Source organism: Serratia sp. BW106 (assembly GCF_002607755.1).
Lineage (GTDB): Bacteria > Pseudomonadota > Gammaproteobacteria > Enterobacterales > Enterobacteriaceae > Serratia > Serratia proteamaculans.
Genome location: NZ_MCGS01000002.1, coordinates 155,481 through 169,912 on the forward strand (window position 1 = coordinate 155,481; position 14,432 = coordinate 169,912).

At 57.3% G+C, this 14,432-nt stretch carries 21 protein-coding genes and 1 pseudogene; all 22 read right to left on the bottom strand.

Features of this window, described 5'->3' with window-relative positions; translation table 11 throughout:
• Positions 1–13: 13 nt before the first annotated feature.
• The 22 genes and pseudogenes from BEI65_RS01215 to BEI65_RS01315 all read right to left on the bottom strand — a co-directional run bounded on the left by BEI65_RS01215 (position 14) and on the right by BEI65_RS01315 (position 14,396).
• Positions 14–232 carry a DNA-binding transcriptional regulator gene (locus BEI65_RS01215; RefSeq protein ID WP_099061749.1) on the bottom strand — a complete coding sequence of 73 codons (219 nt, stop codon included), beginning with the start codon at positions 230–232 and terminating at the stop codon, positions 14–16.
• Between the two features lie 85 nt (positions 233–317).
• Positions 318–1,481, bottom strand: a complete 1,164-nt coding sequence (locus tag BEI65_RS01220; RefSeq protein WP_099061750.1) for a phage late control D family protein — start codon at positions 1,479–1,481, stop codon at positions 318–320.
• Complete coding sequence (locus BEI65_RS01225) at positions 1,478–1,963, bottom strand: phage tail protein (protein ID WP_099061751.1); 486 nt, start codon at positions 1,961–1,963, stop codon at positions 1,478–1,480. Before BEI65_RS01225 ends, BEI65_RS01220 begins: the two co-directional genes overlap by 4 nt.
• A gap of 13 nt (positions 1,964–1,976) precedes the next feature.
• Positions 1,977–4,424, bottom strand: a complete 2,448-nt coding sequence (locus tag BEI65_RS01230) for a phage tail tape measure protein (protein WP_099061752.1) — start codon at positions 4,422–4,424, stop codon at positions 1,977–1,979.
• The gene (locus BEI65_RS01235) at positions 4,417–4,536 is read right to left on the bottom strand and encodes a GpE family phage tail protein (RefSeq protein ID WP_099061753.1); all 120 of its coding nucleotides are present in this window, start codon (positions 4,534–4,536) and stop codon (positions 4,417–4,419) included. The genes BEI65_RS01230 and BEI65_RS01235 overlap by 8 nt, the downstream gene beginning before the upstream one ends.
• A gap of 32 nt (positions 4,537–4,568) precedes the next feature.
• A complete protein-coding gene (locus BEI65_RS01240; protein ID WP_099061754.1) occupies positions 4,569–4,871 on the bottom strand; it encodes a phage tail assembly protein in 303 nt (100 codons plus the stop codon).
• 57 nt (positions 4,872–4,928) lie between these two features.
• The gene (locus BEI65_RS01245; protein WP_099061755.1) at positions 4,929–5,447 is read right to left on the bottom strand and encodes a phage major tail tube protein; all 519 of its coding nucleotides are present in this window, start codon (positions 5,445–5,447) and stop codon (positions 4,929–4,931) included.
• Between the two features lie 16 nt (positions 5,448–5,463).
• On the bottom strand, positions 5,464–6,633 hold the full coding sequence (locus BEI65_RS01250) for a phage tail sheath protein (RefSeq protein ID WP_099061756.1): 1,170 nt from the start codon (positions 6,631–6,633) through the stop codon (positions 5,464–5,466).
• Positions 6,634–6,915: 282 nt separating this feature from the next.
• The gene (locus BEI65_RS01255) at positions 6,916–7,536 is read right to left on the bottom strand and encodes a tail fiber assembly protein (protein WP_099061757.1); all 621 of its coding nucleotides are present in this window, start codon (positions 7,534–7,536) and stop codon (positions 6,916–6,918) included.
• Positions 7,536–8,984 (bottom strand): phage tail protein, encoded by a 1,449-nt coding sequence (locus BEI65_RS01260; protein ID WP_099061758.1) that lies wholly within the window; start codon positions 8,982–8,984, stop codon positions 7,536–7,538. The genes BEI65_RS01255 and BEI65_RS01260 overlap by 1 nt, the downstream gene beginning before the upstream one ends.
• On the bottom strand, positions 8,981–9,592 hold the full coding sequence (locus tag BEI65_RS01265; protein ID WP_099061759.1) for a phage tail protein I: 612 nt from the start codon (positions 9,590–9,592) through the stop codon (positions 8,981–8,983). The genes BEI65_RS01260 and BEI65_RS01265 overlap by 4 nt, the downstream gene beginning before the upstream one ends.
• Entirely contained in the window at positions 9,585–10,493 is a 909-nt protein-coding gene (locus BEI65_RS01270; RefSeq protein WP_099061760.1) for a baseplate assembly protein, read from the bottom strand. Before BEI65_RS01270 ends, BEI65_RS01265 begins: the two co-directional genes overlap by 8 nt.
• A 4-nt stretch (positions 10,494–10,497) precedes the next feature.
• The gene (locus BEI65_RS01275) at positions 10,498–10,848 is read right to left on the bottom strand and encodes a GPW/gp25 family protein (protein ID WP_099061761.1); all 351 of its coding nucleotides are present in this window, start codon (positions 10,846–10,848) and stop codon (positions 10,498–10,500) included.
• Positions 10,845–11,486 carry a phage baseplate assembly protein V gene (locus BEI65_RS01280; protein ID WP_099061762.1) on the bottom strand — a complete coding sequence of 214 codons (642 nt, stop codon included), beginning with the start codon at positions 11,484–11,486 and terminating at the stop codon, positions 10,845–10,847. Before BEI65_RS01280 ends, BEI65_RS01275 begins: the two co-directional genes overlap by 4 nt.
• Positions 11,487–11,554: 68 nt before the next feature.
• Positions 11,555–12,004 carry a phage virion morphogenesis protein gene (locus tag BEI65_RS01285; protein ID WP_099061763.1) on the bottom strand — a complete coding sequence of 150 codons (450 nt, stop codon included), beginning with the start codon at positions 12,002–12,004 and terminating at the stop codon, positions 11,555–11,557.
• Positions 11,997–12,464 carry a phage tail protein gene (locus BEI65_RS01290; RefSeq protein WP_099061764.1) on the bottom strand — a complete coding sequence of 156 codons (468 nt, stop codon included), beginning with the start codon at positions 12,462–12,464 and terminating at the stop codon, positions 11,997–11,999. The genes BEI65_RS01285 and BEI65_RS01290 overlap by 8 nt, the downstream gene beginning before the upstream one ends.
• Positions 12,439–12,717, bottom strand: coding sequence for an Rz1-like lysis system protein LysC (gene lysC, locus BEI65_RS27065; RefSeq protein WP_232518947.1), 279 nt, complete (start codon positions 12,715–12,717; stop codon positions 12,439–12,441). The genes BEI65_RS01290 and lysC overlap by 26 nt, the downstream gene beginning before the upstream one ends.
• Positions 12,641–13,003, bottom strand: a pseudogene (gene lysB / locus BEI65_RS01295) (Rz-like lysis system protein LysB); the annotation flags it as partial. The gene lysC and the pseudogene lysB, both read right to left, overlap by 77 nt.
• Entirely contained in the window at positions 12,982–13,491 is a 510-nt protein-coding gene (locus BEI65_RS01300) for a lysozyme (RefSeq protein ID WP_099061766.1), read from the bottom strand. The gene BEI65_RS01300 and the pseudogene lysB, both read right to left, overlap by 22 nt.
• Positions 13,475–13,684, bottom strand: a complete 210-nt coding sequence (locus BEI65_RS01305) for an HP1 family phage holin (RefSeq protein ID WP_099061767.1) — start codon at positions 13,682–13,684, stop codon at positions 13,475–13,477. Before BEI65_RS01305 ends, BEI65_RS01300 begins: the two co-directional genes overlap by 17 nt.
• Positions 13,685–13,686: 2 nt before the next feature.
• Positions 13,687–13,890, bottom strand: a complete 204-nt coding sequence (locus BEI65_RS01310; protein ID WP_099061768.1) for a tail protein X — start codon at positions 13,888–13,890, stop codon at positions 13,687–13,689.
• On the bottom strand, positions 13,890–14,396 hold the full coding sequence (locus BEI65_RS01315; RefSeq protein WP_099061769.1) for a head completion/stabilization protein: 507 nt from the start codon (positions 14,394–14,396) through the stop codon (positions 13,890–13,892). Before BEI65_RS01315 ends, BEI65_RS01310 begins: the two co-directional genes overlap by 1 nt.
• Positions 14,397–14,432: the final 36 nt, after the last annotated feature.

Genomic DNA, 14,432 nt, shown 5'->3' on the forward strand with positions numbered 1-14,432 from the left:
TTCTTCGTTTTGGCTACATCAGCATGCTTTGTTGGCCGTAATGGGTCGGGTGAGGCATCACCGGCACCACATGGCCGGGTTTCATAATTGTGCGCTCGATGGTTTCCATTGTGACAAAGGTATGGCTGCAATTTATATTCTGACACTGGTGATAGCGCTCTTTGGTGTTCTCGCTGAGATAACGGCTTGAACGAGCATGTGCAGCAGTTCCGCAGATATTGCAATGAAACATAATTTATCACCTCGACCGGTCAACATTGATAAGGTGATTTTAGCCATTTATCCTTTAATATCAATTAATTATTAATCACTCAACCTTATTTACTCTCCTCTTCGTACTCCACATCTAAAAGCTTAATCTCAAGCTCTAGCGCCGTCGTATAGCCGCTATTACTGAGTGAGTGGGTCACCTTAGTGATTGTCCACGCCTGCTCATCTATGACGCGCTTAAACCCTTTAACTGCAACCGGTGTTTCTGGGTATAAATCTGCACGGCCCATCGCGAGACTGATTGAAAACTCCGCAACACCGCGCTGCAACTTATCCCACTTGGCCAGTGCGGCGCGCATCGCCTGCGCCTTGCTGGCGTAGACCGTAGTGATAGCAAACACATTATCGGCTTCGCCGGTCATGTACTCCCCTTCACGCTCCTCTTTCGGCTTTGTCGCTGATTTCTGGGCGGTAACCGGTTTAGCTTTGGGGTGTTGCAGCGCGCGCAGGTGCTGCGGCTTCGGTTTGCGCTTGAGCTTCACCTGCTGTTTTTGCGGCTTCGGGTCTTTGGTGTGCAGCCATTTGGCCGTAACGCCGGTATATGCCGCCCGGTCTGCAATGGCAAACTGATGCCCGTCACCGTCACGACGCTCAATCGTCATCTGCGGGATAGGCTTGCCACTCGCAGTCACGCCATTCCCGGCCCTGATAAATAACAGCCGCCCGGCTTTTATCGAGACCTCCGCGCCGTTACGGGTGGCGAGGCGCGTCAGGAACTTGGCGTCAGACTCCTGCGACTGGTCGATATGCGGGACTTTAATCTCGGCCAATCCTTTCGCGACGCTGGCTGTCAGCTTGTTCCTCTCGGCAATCTTGCTAATCACCGCGCTTAGCGTGGTGTCGTGATACGACTCTTCCCGGCGGGAGTTGAGCGAGCCGCGAAAATCAGCGGAGCGAGCGCGAATCGTCAGCGTGTCCGGCGCGCCCCGGTGCTCTATTTCGTCAACGGTAAAATTGCCCTTATTGAACAGTGGCGCACCCTGCCAGCCGAGGTGGAGCGTCAGCACTGCACCCCGGTTAGGCATCATGACCTGACCGTCGGCGTCATCCAGCTCGATATCCAACTGGTCGGCGTCAAATCCGCGATTGTCCGACAGCGTCAGGGATAGCAGGCGGTCACTAATATTGTGAGTGATATCTTTATCACCCATTTTGAGCATGAACGCCGGGGCGATGGTTGCCCCGGCATCCAATGTCATCCCGGTAATCATTGGAATAACCCTCCAGCCACGTTCCCCACTCTGGCTGTCAGTTCGCTCAACTGGCCGAGCATCCCCTCGGCCTGCGCCTGCAAATCACCGTACATCGCCGTAAAGGACTCATCCACGCGAGTGAGTGTGAGCGTGAACTCGATGCGCCGGGCGTTGCCGGTGGAGAAAAACTCCGTGCGGGTTTCACTGACACTGTTCACGACAAACATACCGTAAATGGTGCCAGTGCCTTCCAGTAGCGGCCACGCCTTGCCCTCGGCGGCCATGGCATCAAGCAGTTGCATCGAGATTTTACCGCCGGTAATTTCCGGCAGCAGGACGCCGGATAGCGTGATTTTCTCCTCATTGACGCCGAGAAATTGCAGAGCTGGCCGCTGGCCGACGCGGCTGTTTGACGGCCAGCGATAATCCACCGAGCGTGCCAGAGTTTGATAGGGCACGGTCTGCAACTGGAATACAAATAGCCCGAGAATTAACATCATCAGCACACCCTCCTTAATCCGTCGCCATATTTGAGCGCTGTGCCGCACGGCGTTTGCGCTCCCGTTCTTCCACCACTTCCAGCAACATCCGTTTGGTTTCGGCTGCGCTGGTGCCGCCGGGGTGCTGGCTGCCGACGTGGAAGTTGTTGACGCTGTTATCGACAAAGGCTTTCCCACCCCCGGGCGTAACCGGCACATAGCCGCCCGTCAACAGACCACCAGAGGGGGAATATCCGCGCCCGTTCGCACCGTTGGCGTAGTCATTAGCCTTCTGCGCTTTCTTGTCGAGGTCACTGGATTCGGAGTTGATAACCCCGAGCTTTTCCAGCACCCAATCAATGCCCTGTCGCAGTTTATTGAATGCTTTTAGTGGTAGGCCAAGCACATTAGCCAGCCCCCGACCAAAAGCCAGCCCCGCGTTTTTGCAGCTATCGAGGGTCTCTTTGGTGGACTCCACCGGCTTGATTAAATCCTTGAACCACTGCCAGACCGCCTTTAGCTTATCGCCGAGCCAGTCAAAAACCGGTTTCAAGGGTTTGAACAGTTCACCCACCGGCGCAAACGCCTCCATAACCCCCTGAATCACACCACTGAAAAAGGCGCTAATAGGTTGCCAATATTTGCGAATCAACAGCACCCCGGCCACAATAGCCAAGCCAATCGCGACTATCGGCCACGTCAGTGCGCCAAGTGCTGTCATGATTGCGGTGCCAGCCACGCTAAAGGCCGTCCCCATCACGCCAGCAATCGCAACGATACCGTTAATCCCCATGATGACCGGCCACGATGCCAAACCAATCGCCCCCAAAATGCCGACAATAGCGAGTCCACCAAGGGCAATTTTCCCCAACGTCCCGGCCAGCTCTTTGTTGTCTTTGATCCAAAGGTCAATTTTCAGCAGGAACTTTGTCGCCCGATTTGTCAGCTCACGGAATGGCGTTTCCAGTTGGTCATACAGGTCGATACCGATGGCCTCATAGGCGGATTGAAGCTCTTTCAAATCCCCGCCGAGATTGTCCTGCATGATTTTGACCAGTTCGGCGGTCTTGCCGTCAGACTCCCTGAGCAATTTGGTCAGGCGGTCAAGCTTGCCGGATGCAGCATCCCCCATCAGCACGGCAGCGGCCGACGATGCCTCCTCACCGAAGATGACCTTCATGTACTCCGCGCGCTGAGCAGTACCGAGCTTGTTTTTGTCGAAGCTGTTTTGCATTTCTTTCAGGATGCTGAACAGCGGCCGCATATTGCCTTTGCGGTCAGCGGTCTTGACGCCCAGCTCCCCCAGCGCATCCTTGGCTTTACCCATGGGTGCCTGTAACCGGGTAATCACCGCCCGGCTCCCCGTACCGGCCATAGAGCCAGTGATTTTGGCATCGGCCAGCGCACCGGCAATGGCGGCTGTCTCCTCGACGCTGATACCGGCATTTTTCGCCACCGGCGCAGCATAGGTCAGGGTATCGCTGAGGCCCTCAAAGTTAGCGGCGCTCTTGTTCATGGTCTGAGAAATCACGTCACCAATGTGCGCGACCTTGTCGTTTGTCAGCCCGAAAGCCGACTTTACCCCCATCAGCAGGGTGGCGTTTTCCTCCATGGTTTTACGGTTGGCCAGCGCCATATTGAGCGTAACCGGCGTTGCAGCGGTAATGGCGTCTTTGTCGCCGCCCGCTTTGGCAATGATGATTTGCGCCCCGGCCGCATCATCGGCGGATGCGGCGGTGTTATCACCAAGCTGTCGCGCCTGCGTGCGCAGCGCCACCATATCAGCCGAGTCTTTTGCCACACCGAGCACGGCCTGCAACTCAGAGTTTTTTTGCGCGAAATCATACCCCGGCGTCAGGAGTTTTTTTGCTGCAAAGCCGCCGACTGTCGCCGCACCCACCCCGGCCGCACCGGCACCGGCCACGCTGCCCGCCAATTGCTTCCCGGCCTGATGACGCTGGCTCACCGCACTGAGTTTGGCCTGCTGTTGGCTGACGCGCGATAACGCCTCACGCTGCCGGTTAAGCTGGTTAGTGGTTTCACTCAGGGACGATTTAAGGCGGCGCTCGTCGGCGGCCAGGGTGCGGGTATTAATCCCGGCCTGTGCCAGCTCTTGGCGCTGACGCTGCACCGACTGCCGCAACCCGTTGTATTTGAGTTGCAGCTCGGCAGCCGAGCGTTTGGCCGCATCCATCAGTTGCGCCTGTGCTCGGGTCGGCTTCTCGGTGTTTTTGAACTGCACCGCCAACGCGGCGGCTTCCTGCTTAGCCTTTGCCAGCGCCTGACCGGTGACGGCAAGCTGCGCGCTCGATTTGCGGAATCCTTCGACGCGCCCGGCCTGCGCGTTTAATTCTTTCAGGTTCTGCCGGGTGTCGCGGATTTCCGCAGACAGCGATTTACTCGCTGTCTGGATGCTTTTAAACGGGCGGGTCGCTTGGTCAACGGCTTTGAGTAGCACCTGCAACTTGACGTTGTTACTCATTCGTTTGTCCGCTTCGTTGGAGCGCTTTATCGCGCCAGTTGAGGAGTTCTTGCGGTGTCATCAGGTAAAGCTCTGACGGCGGCCAGTGGAAAATCGTCGCGATATCCGCCATCAAGTCATCAACCGACAAGCCTGCCGGGAAATCTAGAGTGCCGAACTCGGTGCCAAAAAACCGATAACCTTCCCGGCCAGTGCCACAAGGTCAGGCAGCTCCAGCGCAGTGACTTCGCTCTCGGTCAATGCCGGGTACGTCATGCGCGGCAGCACCTTAATCAGCGCATCAACGTCAGAGTTTGCCAGCGAGGCCAGCCCGACACCGCGCAATGTACCTGTGTTGGGTTTAATCAGCGTGACGGTGGTGATGGTGGTATCGCCGCGTTTTACCGGGGTATCCAACTGCACGACGTTTGGGTTATCGGTAGCGATGACGGTAGTTTCGTTTTTCATGATGTTCTCTCAATTCAGTATGGGGAATGGCGGCCAGCGTCGCTGACCGCCCGGTGATTACAGCCCGATATTGCGGCGGTGCTGTTCCAGCATGTCGACGCCGTTCACGCGCTCAATCATGTTGACGGTGTCAACTTCGATGCGCTCTTTGCCGTCGACAGTCAGTTTGAAATAGGTGCATTGGGTCGAGATTTTTGTCTCGGTGTCCTCGCCCTGTTTCTGGTCGCCAAAATCAAACTCTTTGTGACGGCCACGCATCACGATTTCCACGGCCACCATGTCGCCAGTGTCATCGCGCTGGTAGGAGCCACAGAATCGCAGCGGTACCGATGCCGCACTGGCAGCGGCGTACTGTTCCCAGAGCTGGTCATCCGGGAAGCCGCCGACAGTCCATTCCATGCTCAGCGCGTCATCGTCCAGCCCCATATCCACCGGGGCCGCACCGTTCATGCCGCCGCCGCGGTAGTTCTCCAGCTTGCGGGTCAATTTCGGCAGGGTCACAGAGCTGACCACGCCCATATAGCTCAGGCCGTCGTTAAACAGGTTGAGATACTTCAGTTTGCGCGGGAGTGCCATGGTTTAACGCGTCCTCTTAGCTGTTGACGCCTGCGGCCAGATTCACCAGATACTTATCGGTGATGCGCTGGCGCAGGGTCAGGTCTTCCAGTGGGGGAACCGGGGTATAGTCGTAATCGATATACAGCTTCCCGGCTTTCAGGGTCTCTTTGTCATTGGCCGACTCGTCGTACCAACAATCCGCGTCGATGATGTAGCCATTGGATTTCAGCTCACGGAATTTGGCCTTGATGCCTTCGACAATGTCGCGAATAAGCGTGGCGGTGACTGGCTTATCCACCGCCCACATGTGCGCTTCGGCCATGGTGTCAGCCAACACCTGCGCGGTGCGGGTGTAGTTCTCAAACAAAAACAGCGGGTCATCAGAACAGGAACGGTTACCCCAGAAGCGGAAACCGTCTTTACGCACCAGCGTCGTGACCCCGGCCTCATTGAGCAGGTCGGCATCGGTGCCGGGCGTTTGCAAGTCCCAGAACACGCTGGCGGAAATACCGGTCACGCCATTGACGCCGACGTTAGACAGGGTTTTATGCCAACCGGTTTCCGTGTCGATTTTGGCGCGCAGGCCCAGCGCACGAGCGGTGGCATAAGCCGTGGCGCTCACGTTGCCGGTAGTATCCCATGCGAGGAAATCCGGCCAGATGAGCATCAGCTCGCGCTGGCTAAAATTGTCACGGTAGGTAATGGCCTCGGAAATGGTTTTGCAGCCATACGCGCTGATATAACCAAAGGCGCGCAACTGCTGACAGATACCGGCCAGCGCCGTCGCCACCTCCAGCGTATCCAGTCCCGGCACGCCCAGAATGCGCGGTTTTACACCGGTGACGGCCTGCGCAGTAAGCAGGGCTTTCATGCCGGTATAGCGGCCATTTTCATCCGCGCCGCCGATGATGTTCGACGTGGTTTCCGCCGCGTCTTTGCCCTCGTCGACACGCACGACAACCGTCACCGGTTTGCACTGGTCGCCAATGGCGGCCAAGGCGTTCGCCAACGTGCCGGATTTCCCCGCCTTACCGGCAGCGGCAATCACGTCGGTAATCAATACCGGGGTGTTGAGGGGGAAAACCTTCGGGTCAGCATCTTTGCCGGTGCAGACCATACCGACGATAGCCGTCGAAACGGTGGAAATGACGCGCGTACCCTCGTTGATTTCGACGACACGCACGCCGTGGTGATAATCACCCATATTGTGACTCCGGTTGTTGATGGTGTGCCTAGCTTGCCGCCGGGCTTGCGCAGGCGCACGCAATGGCCGGTGGATAGCCGACCAGACAACGGAGCAAGGAGACAGGAGGAGGAGAAAAAGCATGACGATCGATTTAGCCGATCAATCTTGACGCATTGATCTATACAACCAATTGGACGGATTTTAATCAGGTGGGTTACTGTCACTGGACAAGACGCGGCAACATCAGGGAAAGACCGCGCAACAGAGAACAGCCCGTAACATGCGTTACGGGCTGTTTTTTTAAGCATCAGGCGATTGCGGCCACGCGACATCGGGTGCAGTTGTCGTATCAACACGATTCAACAGTACGCTGTAGGTTTCCCATGCGGTAAGCGCCGCTTTTTCTGCCTCCGTTGCCATATTCAGTCTGATGGCCGTCTCCAGTGGCGCGATTGCGCTTTCTGCTTTTTGCTGACGTAACATCAGTTCTTGCTGCGCGGCATCAACTGCTGCTTGCTGTTGCTCACGGGTATCCGTTACCCATTTCTTACCGTTCCACTTATCAAACTGCGTTGATGGCACTTGCAGCGTAACATCTTGCGGTAAATCACCGATGGCCGTCACGGTCTGCGGTTCGCCAGTAACCGTACTGTAAGCTGTCTGCCCACGGTAATCAGAGAGCGCTTCCCACGCGGTACCGTCAACGCTGCGCACCAGCGCCAATCCGGCTTTAGGCAATACCGGCTTATCCATGAAACTCAACGCAGGCAGGCCAACACCTTCCGGCAGATATTCCAATACGGCTTGCTGATACTCACGCTGTACCGGCTCAATGCTGTAAACCGTCAGCCAACCGGCCGTCACGGCCAGACCGGCATCATTCAAAGTTGCAGTGGGTAAATCTGTGCTGTATTTGCTCATTATGCGGCCCTCACGATGTAGTTAAATGCGATGTTACGCGGACGGATATACCAACGGTTACGAGGCCCATTATTGCCGGTGTCAGGTAAGCTGGTGACTGCACCAAGCGCCCCCGAATTAAACTCCCCCTCCCCGTTACCCAACATAATGCTGGTAGTTGTAGGGTTATTTTCAATATTCGGTTGTATCCATGTCGCGGCCTGCCCCGTAAGCACCCCGCGTCCGTTGTCTACCCCTCGGCTATCATCCCAGCCCCGGAGGAATTCTCCGCGCAGGTCGGGCAGGCGACCATTTGAGTAGGCTTGTGCCAGCAATGGGTACTGTGCTTTGTCAAATGCGGCCCCGTTGCATTTCAGCCAGCCCGTCGGCGCAGCGCTAAGCGGCCAGGGTTGCGGAATGCCTACAGGGAAATCTTTACGGCTAAGCGCCCCAACATCATCAGCGGTGGGCTTGCGCGATTCAGAATAAAACTCAATCCAATTGCTCCAGACGCTGCCCGTCCACGTGCGCCGCCAAACCCTGCCGCCTGTGCTACCAGACTGACCATAGCCGCTAGCCTCTTGAACCGTACGGTAACCTATGACACCCGTACCTGATTGCCACGTCCTCACCTGTAAGAAAATAGTCCCGGTATCGCCACTAATGGGCCCATTAACTGGAGCCGTCACAACACAATCACTCCACGTCAAAACCGTATTTAAATCCGTCCCCGTTGTCGCCTTAACCGCCGGGCAAATACCGTATTCAGCAAGCCCGATATTCTCCTGTGCGGCCAACTGTGCATTGCGTCCGGCGACTCGGATCTCGCTCAGGTTATTGGCCGTTGATAATCGGGTGTTCGCATTATCATTCGCCGCCTTCACCGCTTTAGAAGTTGCCGCCCGCGTCTCACTGTTGCTGTCAGTGGCGCTATTCAGTTGCACAAAGCCCTTGTCCGTTAATGTGGCATCGGGGTGATTGCGTGATTTCTCATGCTGACCGATTTGTTCATCAACATATTGCCGCGTTGCCAACACAACAGCCGGGTCAATTTTGAGTGTCACTGCCTCGGTGCTGGAGACAATCAGCACCATGCGAATGGTTTGCGTGCGGCCGCTGCCTTCCTGCAACTGCGGCTTGTAGGTCTCCGGGCAGTTAGCGACCGCAATCAGCGTGCCGTCAGCAGAAAACAGACCAATCTCTCTAATCCACCAACCGCCCTCATTTTCCGGGATGATTTGCTCGGCGATAATCTGGCTATCGTTGCCGGGGTCAATGGTCAGCATATTGATGGCTGCGCGGCGCTTTTCCCCCTTAAGGGCCGTTTGCGCCGCGTCAGGTGTCGGCAGGCTGCCACCGCCGTCACCGACGGCGATATGCGTCATATCAACTCGGGTGCCAAGTGCGGCCGCATTCGCCAGTTTCGCCGCGCCCTGATTGGTCAGAATGGCAAAGAATTTTGCTGTCATGCGTTTACTCTCAGGTTGTCAATAAGATGAATCGCCACGCCGGTGTAACCGGTGCTGCCGACAGAAATGGTTTCGGGTAAATAGGGATAAACGGTCAGTGCATCGCCGCTGTAACTGGCTGCCCCCATATAGCCAGCGCCAGCACTGGAGAGACTAATCGCAAGGCCGATAAGGTGGCGACTCGCTGGTTTCGCGTCGGCTATCATGCGTTCCAGCTCCCGATACATTTCATCGGTGATGCCCGTTTCCAGTACGCCGACAACCAACCGAAACGTGCCGGGGGTCTCGTTGAGCTGCCACCACTCGCGCACCTCAATCAGATAACCGAGCGGCTCAACGACGCGCCGCAGTGCGCTGATGGTACCTTTATGCCGGTGAACAAAATGCGCGCTTTCGACAACGCTGCGTTTTGTCGCCTCCGGCCAGCGCTCATCCCATCGGTCGACAGAAAATGCCCACGCCAGATACGGCAACAGATTGAGCGGGCAGGCTTGCGGGTTCCAGAGCTGGCGCAGCGGTACCGGCACCCGTGCAAATTCAGCGCAGGCCGTGGCTGCTGCCACTTCTAACGGTGACGAGCCGACCGGCAGCAGGCGACCATCACTCATCGGATCCCCCAACAGTCAGTTGGTAGCGTGAACAGCTTGATGCCTGTGTCTCGTCTAAAACAATATCGGCCGCTGGGCTCTTTAACTCTATCCGCTGCACCCCTTCCACATGCAGCGCGGCATAGATGGCCGACAGGCGGATATCCCGGCCGAGGCGATGCTGCGTGCCGATATAGGCCTTTAGCTTTTGCTCCGATGCCTGCCGGACAGGTTCAGCCTCCGGCCCCGGATACAGGTAGAGCGCGGCGTCAATCACATAAGGCACAATCTTTGCCGACTGCACTGTCACTCGGTCAGCAACCGGCCGCACATCCTCGGCATTGAGTGCCGCCTCAACAATCGCAATCAGCTCCGGGCTGGCCGTGCCGGCACCCTCGCGAGACAACACCGACACCGTGACGCTCGCCGGTGTTGGGCTGGTGACAGACACGTCGGCAACGCGGCCGTCAGCACTGCGACCATGGAATTGATACGCGCCGACCGACCCGGCCACGCTCAACCCTTCAAAGGCCTGCTGGATACGCACACGGAAATCGCTGTCACTTTCCATGACGGCGGCCACAGGGGGTAATGTGCTGTCGTCGGCCGGGGTAATCACCAGTCGGGCAACGTTATAATTGCCGCCGAGCTGGTCGAGGTCACTGCCTGCGGCATACCCCAGCATGACCGCCTGCGCCGCCTCATTTACGCGCTGGCGCAGCAACACCTCGCGATAGGCGTTTTCCTGCAGCAACTTGACGATAGGCTCGGACTCCAGCGCTAAGGTGCGAGCAATGGCTTCCTGCTGGTCTGCCGGATAAAGCGAAATCAGCGTCACCTTTCGCTCAGCAAGTAGGGTTTCATAGTCCAGCGGTTCAACCACGTTCGGCGCGGGTAGCTGGCTTAAATCGATAGTTGGCATGGTGTCAGCTCAGAGGAACGGTTAACGAAAATGTGCCGCCGGTGGTGTCTTGGCGCACGCCGGTAATATCAACGAACATCTGACCGCTGAAGGTTTTCTCAAAGGTGATCGACGTCAGCCTGACGCGCGGCTCCCATTTGAGAATGGCCATGTAGCAGGCGGCCATCACTTGCCCGTTGACCGCCGGGTTTTGTGGCTGGTCAATCAGGGCCGACAACAGCGAACCATACTCTCGACGCATCACCCGCGAGCCGACAGGTGTGATGAGGATATCGCGCACGCTCTGGCTGATATGTTGGCTGTCTGTCAGGCTCCGGCCGGTTTCCCGGCTCATTCCGGTATAGCGCACTGTCATGAGGGTTTATCCGTTTTGCCGCCGCCGGTCTGAACGCCGCCGTGCGTGTGGGTATGCACGGCAACGCCATTAGACGTGATGCTGCCGCCGGAGTGACTCAGGTCGCCGGTCATCTCGCCCCCTTCTTTAATCTGAATGGTGCCGGTCACTAACTGATTACTGCATTCCACGACGGGGGCGTTGAGGTTGATTTTTTTGCTGGCGTTAACGGTCACCGTGGGGGCGGTCACCTTGACGGACGTCGAGGCGCTCACATCGGCGGTGACAATGCCGGAGACACTCAGCGCGCCGGTTTGTGGCTCGTATTCAATGACCGCACCATCGGGAAAGCTGACGTGATAGGCCTCGGCCGACGCCGACGGGGCCGGGAAGTCGTCGGAATAGATGCCCGGCAGTACAAAAGCGGTATCAAGCTCGCCACCCAACGCCAGCAGCAATACCTGTTCGCCAATGGACGGTGCCCACCATGTGCGTGCACCACCGGCGCGACAGGTCAGCCATTGCAACCAGTCCGACGTATTGCCGCCCAATTGAACGCGGCAACGTGCCTGCACGGTGTCAACGTCTACAATGACACCAATACGGATGAGGTTGCGCACTGCGCGCGCGAGTTCTGAAATCGATTCGAGTGTGTTCATAGGGAAAGGATGCCGCTGAAGGGATCCAGCGGCAATTTGCGGGCGTAGGATAGCCCGTCAGACAACGGCTATTCGCTCAGGCGAGCAATTATCACATCTTCCACAATCTGCCGGTCAGCCTCACTGAAGCCCAATAACGGCCGCGCGTCATACTGCACATCCCGGCTGTGACGGTTCGGGCGGTCACGCAAACCCTCCTGATGCACGCGGGCGATACGTTGCACACGCCCGGCAAATTCGACCAGTGCCTCATCAGCCGACCCCTTTGCCTTCATGTAGCGATTAGTGCGCAGCTTGGCGAACATCTGCCGCTTAACCCGCCCTTTTTTGCTGCGGATCGGCTGGCGTTTACGGTCAGCATAGGGCGTGCCGTCCGGGGCCTGTTGGCGTTTAATCCGGCCCTGCTGACTGGTGCGCAGACGTTTCGCAATCTCGGTGGCCATCTGGCGACGGCTGGAGGCGGACAGACCAGCAATCAGCCCGGCGAGCTTGTCATCAAAGGGCTTTAACTCATTCATCCCATTTACTCACTAACTCACCGTTAACATAAAGCTGCATCGGCCTTTCCACCGGTATCGGCAAGGGTGGCTCCGGCGCGTGCGAGACGTGCAGTGCCCGGTCAACCTCTTTCACCAGCGTGCGCTCGGTCAGTCTCAGGTAGATACTGACATCAATGCTGTCGTCGCTGTTGATATCGACCTCGTAGGTAAAGCCCTTTTTCTTGCCCTCGTCCGTGGTCATGATATCGGGCTGATTCTCCCGCAACCATGCTCCGATGGGCACCAGCAGAAAATCGATATCATCCGGGTAATCGGTGACCATGACGTTGAGCATATAGCGATTTTCAAAGGACAGGGACGCGGCCAGCGTTGCACCGATGACACCGCTATCGATAAAAATGCGCAGCATATCCGGGTTCGCCTTGAGTTTCGGCACTGCGTCATATAGCGCCTTACGCAGACTTTTCGGTTTTAACATCGTGTTCCTCCTGACATTTTTTCACGGTCTCAACCTGTAGCGCACAGCTCACCAGCGCACGTTCAAGATTGAAAATATCCGCGCTTAAATCACCGTTGGTTTTCGGGCTGCTGCCGGGCAGCTGGCAACTGCTGACCCTCGGACAACCAGCGTAAATAATCGTCGGGGGTGGCAAAGTCGGGGCGGGTGTGCAGCCCGATAACGTCATCAGGCAAAGCAGACTGATACCAGCGGCGCAGAACTTCATTTTCATTGAGCAGCCTCGTAATGGTGTGGTTTCGACGGTTCGCCAACAGGTCAGCGTCGGCGATGCGCTGGCGCAAAATGACCTGTTCTCGTTCATTACGCCGCGCGCTGGCCTGCACCTCACTCAACTGGAGCCGCACCCCGGCAAGGTCATTTTTTTGCGTGCTGATGGTCTGATTGGCCGTACTCAGCGAACGGCTCAACCGGAGGTTGTCCCATTTCACCCAGCCCGCTACGGCCAGCGCAAGCGCAAGAAAAGCGGCCAATATTTTCATTGTGCCCCCGTCATGCATAGCGCCACTTCCCGCCCCCGGCGGTTTTCCAGCCCGGCAGACCTAACGCCGTTCACGAACACCCAGCGGGGAAGCTGATTGCATGCGGCCGACCACTGTTTTTTATTGATGAAATGCGCCAGCGTCGACGCGCACGCTGCGCCGGTACCGACATTAAACGCAAAGCTGACCACAGCGTCATAGACCGGTTGCGGCATGGTCACCGGAATGCACTGCGCGAGGCGTTTCTCGACCTGCATGACGTCAGCCACCAGATTGACCGCCGCTTCCCGCTCGGTAATGGGCCGCCCTGGGTTAACCCCGGCCGTGTGACCAATGCCACTTGTCCAGACGCCCGCACTGCACTGATACGGACTCAGGCGGCACCCTTCCAGATTCGCAATCAGCTCAAGGCCCGCCATCGACGTATGCAGCCGGGTAAAGTCCGGCAACAGGGCCGCCAGCGCCAGCACGACGGCGACGCTGCAACGTTTAACGATTGATTTCATCGAAAACCTCCCGGGGGATGCCGACATTTTTCAGCAGCAAATAGCTTTTGCGGCGGTAATACCAGTTAGTAAAAAAAGTGCCGACGCCGACCACCGCGCCAACAATCAGCGCGATATCCTGCGCGGAATACTTCCCAGCCCACGCCAGCAGCACCGCAACGGCGTAGGCAATAAACGAGGTGACTTTCTCCATTTTTAATCCCATAGCTGAACGGTTTCGGATGCCGGAGCAGTGTCAATCACTGGCAGCGTGACCACCGTGCCATGCGGCAAGATGACACCCAGCTCAGCCAACCCCGGATTAGCCAGCAGCACCGCCTCGACCACGCCCTCTGTGCGGCCGTAGGCGCGATAACACAGCGCATCGAGCGTGTCCCCTTGAAGCGCGATGACGTTCATCAGATTTGCCCGACAATGCAGCGCGGCTTGCCCTGCAACCGAGCGATTGACCAGCGCATATCCCGCCAGTGCTCATCAATGGACACCTCGACGCTGTCGGCTTTTTTGTCCCCCTTGGCGCTGGCATCCGCACCCCGGTAACGTTCGTACAGCGTTGCTGTGGTCATGGCACAGACCGCGCTCAGGTAGTGAAAACACTTCTCGCTTTCGCCGTCGATTTCATCGGCAGGAACGTCGGCCAGCGTCTTGAACCCGGCCGCGATTTGCTTCTCGCGATAGAGATACAGCTCCGCATTCGCCTCCGCGATACCGCTGCGAATGGCAAAACGCAAACGCTCAGGCGTGACCGTGTACTCCAGCCGCATCAATTCGCGGATACGCTTCGGGTCAACGTCCGGGAAAAAGAACGTGTTTTTAATCACCGGTTCTGGCGCATCCGGCTGCGGGATAATGGCCGTCGGCTCGTCCTGCGGTTCGACCGGGTTACGCATAATCACTGTCGTCATGACAACCTCAAAATGGGTGGGCGGTGGACGATGGCG

Bases quoted from the DNA above. Each gene is read 5' to 3' on its own strand.
- BEI65_RS01215 (WP_099061749.1), bottom strand. From the start codon at position 232: ATGTTTCATTGCAATATCTGCGGAACTGCTGCACATGCTCGTTCAAGC.
- BEI65_RS01220 (WP_099061750.1), bottom strand. From the start codon at position 1,481: ATGATTACCGGGATGACATTGGATGCCGGGGCAACCATCGCCCCGGCG.
- BEI65_RS01225 (WP_099061751.1), bottom strand. From the start codon at position 1,963: ATGATGTTAATTCTCGGGCTATTTGTATTCCAGTTGCAGACCGTGCCC.
- BEI65_RS01230 (WP_099061752.1), bottom strand. From the start codon at position 4,424: ATGAGTAACAACGTCAAGTTGCAGGTGCTACTCAAAGCCGTTGACCAA.
- BEI65_RS01235 (WP_099061753.1), bottom strand. From the start codon at position 4,536: ATGGCGGATATCGCGACGATTTTCCACTGGCCGCCGTCAGAGCTTTAC.
- BEI65_RS01240 (WP_099061754.1), bottom strand. From the start codon at position 4,871: ATGAAAAACGAAACTACCGTCATCGCTACCGATAACCCAAACGTCGTG.
- BEI65_RS01245 (WP_099061755.1), bottom strand. From the start codon at position 5,447: ATGGCACTCCCGCGCAAACTGAAGTATCTCAACCTGTTTAACGACGGC.
- BEI65_RS01250 (WP_099061756.1), bottom strand. From the start codon at position 6,633: ATGGGTGATTATCACCACGGCGTGCGTGTCGTCGAAATCAACGAGGGT.
- BEI65_RS01255 (WP_099061757.1), bottom strand. From the start codon at position 7,536: ATGAGCAAATACAGCACAGATTTACCCACTGCAACTTTGAATGATGCC.
- BEI65_RS01260 (WP_099061758.1), bottom strand. From the start codon at position 8,984: ATGACAGCAAAATTCTTTGCCATTCTGACCAATCAGGGCGCGGCGAAA.
- BEI65_RS01265 (WP_099061759.1), bottom strand. From the start codon at position 9,592: ATGAGTGATGGTCGCCTGCTGCCGGTCGGCTCGTCACCGTTAGAAGTG.
- BEI65_RS01270 (WP_099061760.1), bottom strand. From the start codon at position 10,493: ATGCCAACTATCGATTTAAGCCAGCTACCCGCGCCGAACGTGGTTGAA.
- BEI65_RS01275 (WP_099061761.1), bottom strand. From the start codon at position 10,848: ATGACAGTGCGCTATACCGGAATGAGCCGGGAAACCGGCCGGAGCCTG.
- BEI65_RS01280 (WP_099061762.1), bottom strand. From the start codon at position 11,486: ATGAACACACTCGAATCGATTTCAGAACTCGCGCGCGCAGTGCGCAAC.
- BEI65_RS01285 (WP_099061763.1), bottom strand. From the start codon at position 12,004: ATGAATGAGTTAAAGCCCTTTGATGACAAGCTCGCCGGGCTGATTGCT.
- BEI65_RS01290 (WP_099061764.1), bottom strand. From the start codon at position 12,464: ATGTTAAAACCGAAAAGTCTGCGTAAGGCGCTATATGACGCAGTGCCG.
- lysC (WP_232518947.1), bottom strand. From the start codon at position 12,717: ATGAAAATGAAGTTCTGCGCCGCTGGTATCAGTCTGCTTTGCCTGATG.
- BEI65_RS01300 (WP_099061766.1), bottom strand. From the start codon at position 13,491: ATGAAATCAATCGTTAAACGTTGCAGCGTCGCCGTCGTGCTGGCGCTG.
- BEI65_RS01305 (WP_099061767.1), bottom strand. From the start codon at position 13,684: ATGGAGAAAGTCACCTCGTTTATTGCCTACGCCGTTGCGGTGCTGCTG.
- BEI65_RS01310 (WP_099061768.1), bottom strand. From the start codon at position 13,890: ATGAACGTCATCGCGCTTCAAGGGGACACGCTCGATGCGCTGTGTTAT.
- BEI65_RS01315 (WP_099061769.1), bottom strand. From the start codon at position 14,396: ATGACGACAGTGATTATGCGTAACCCGGTCGAACCGCAGGACGAGCCG.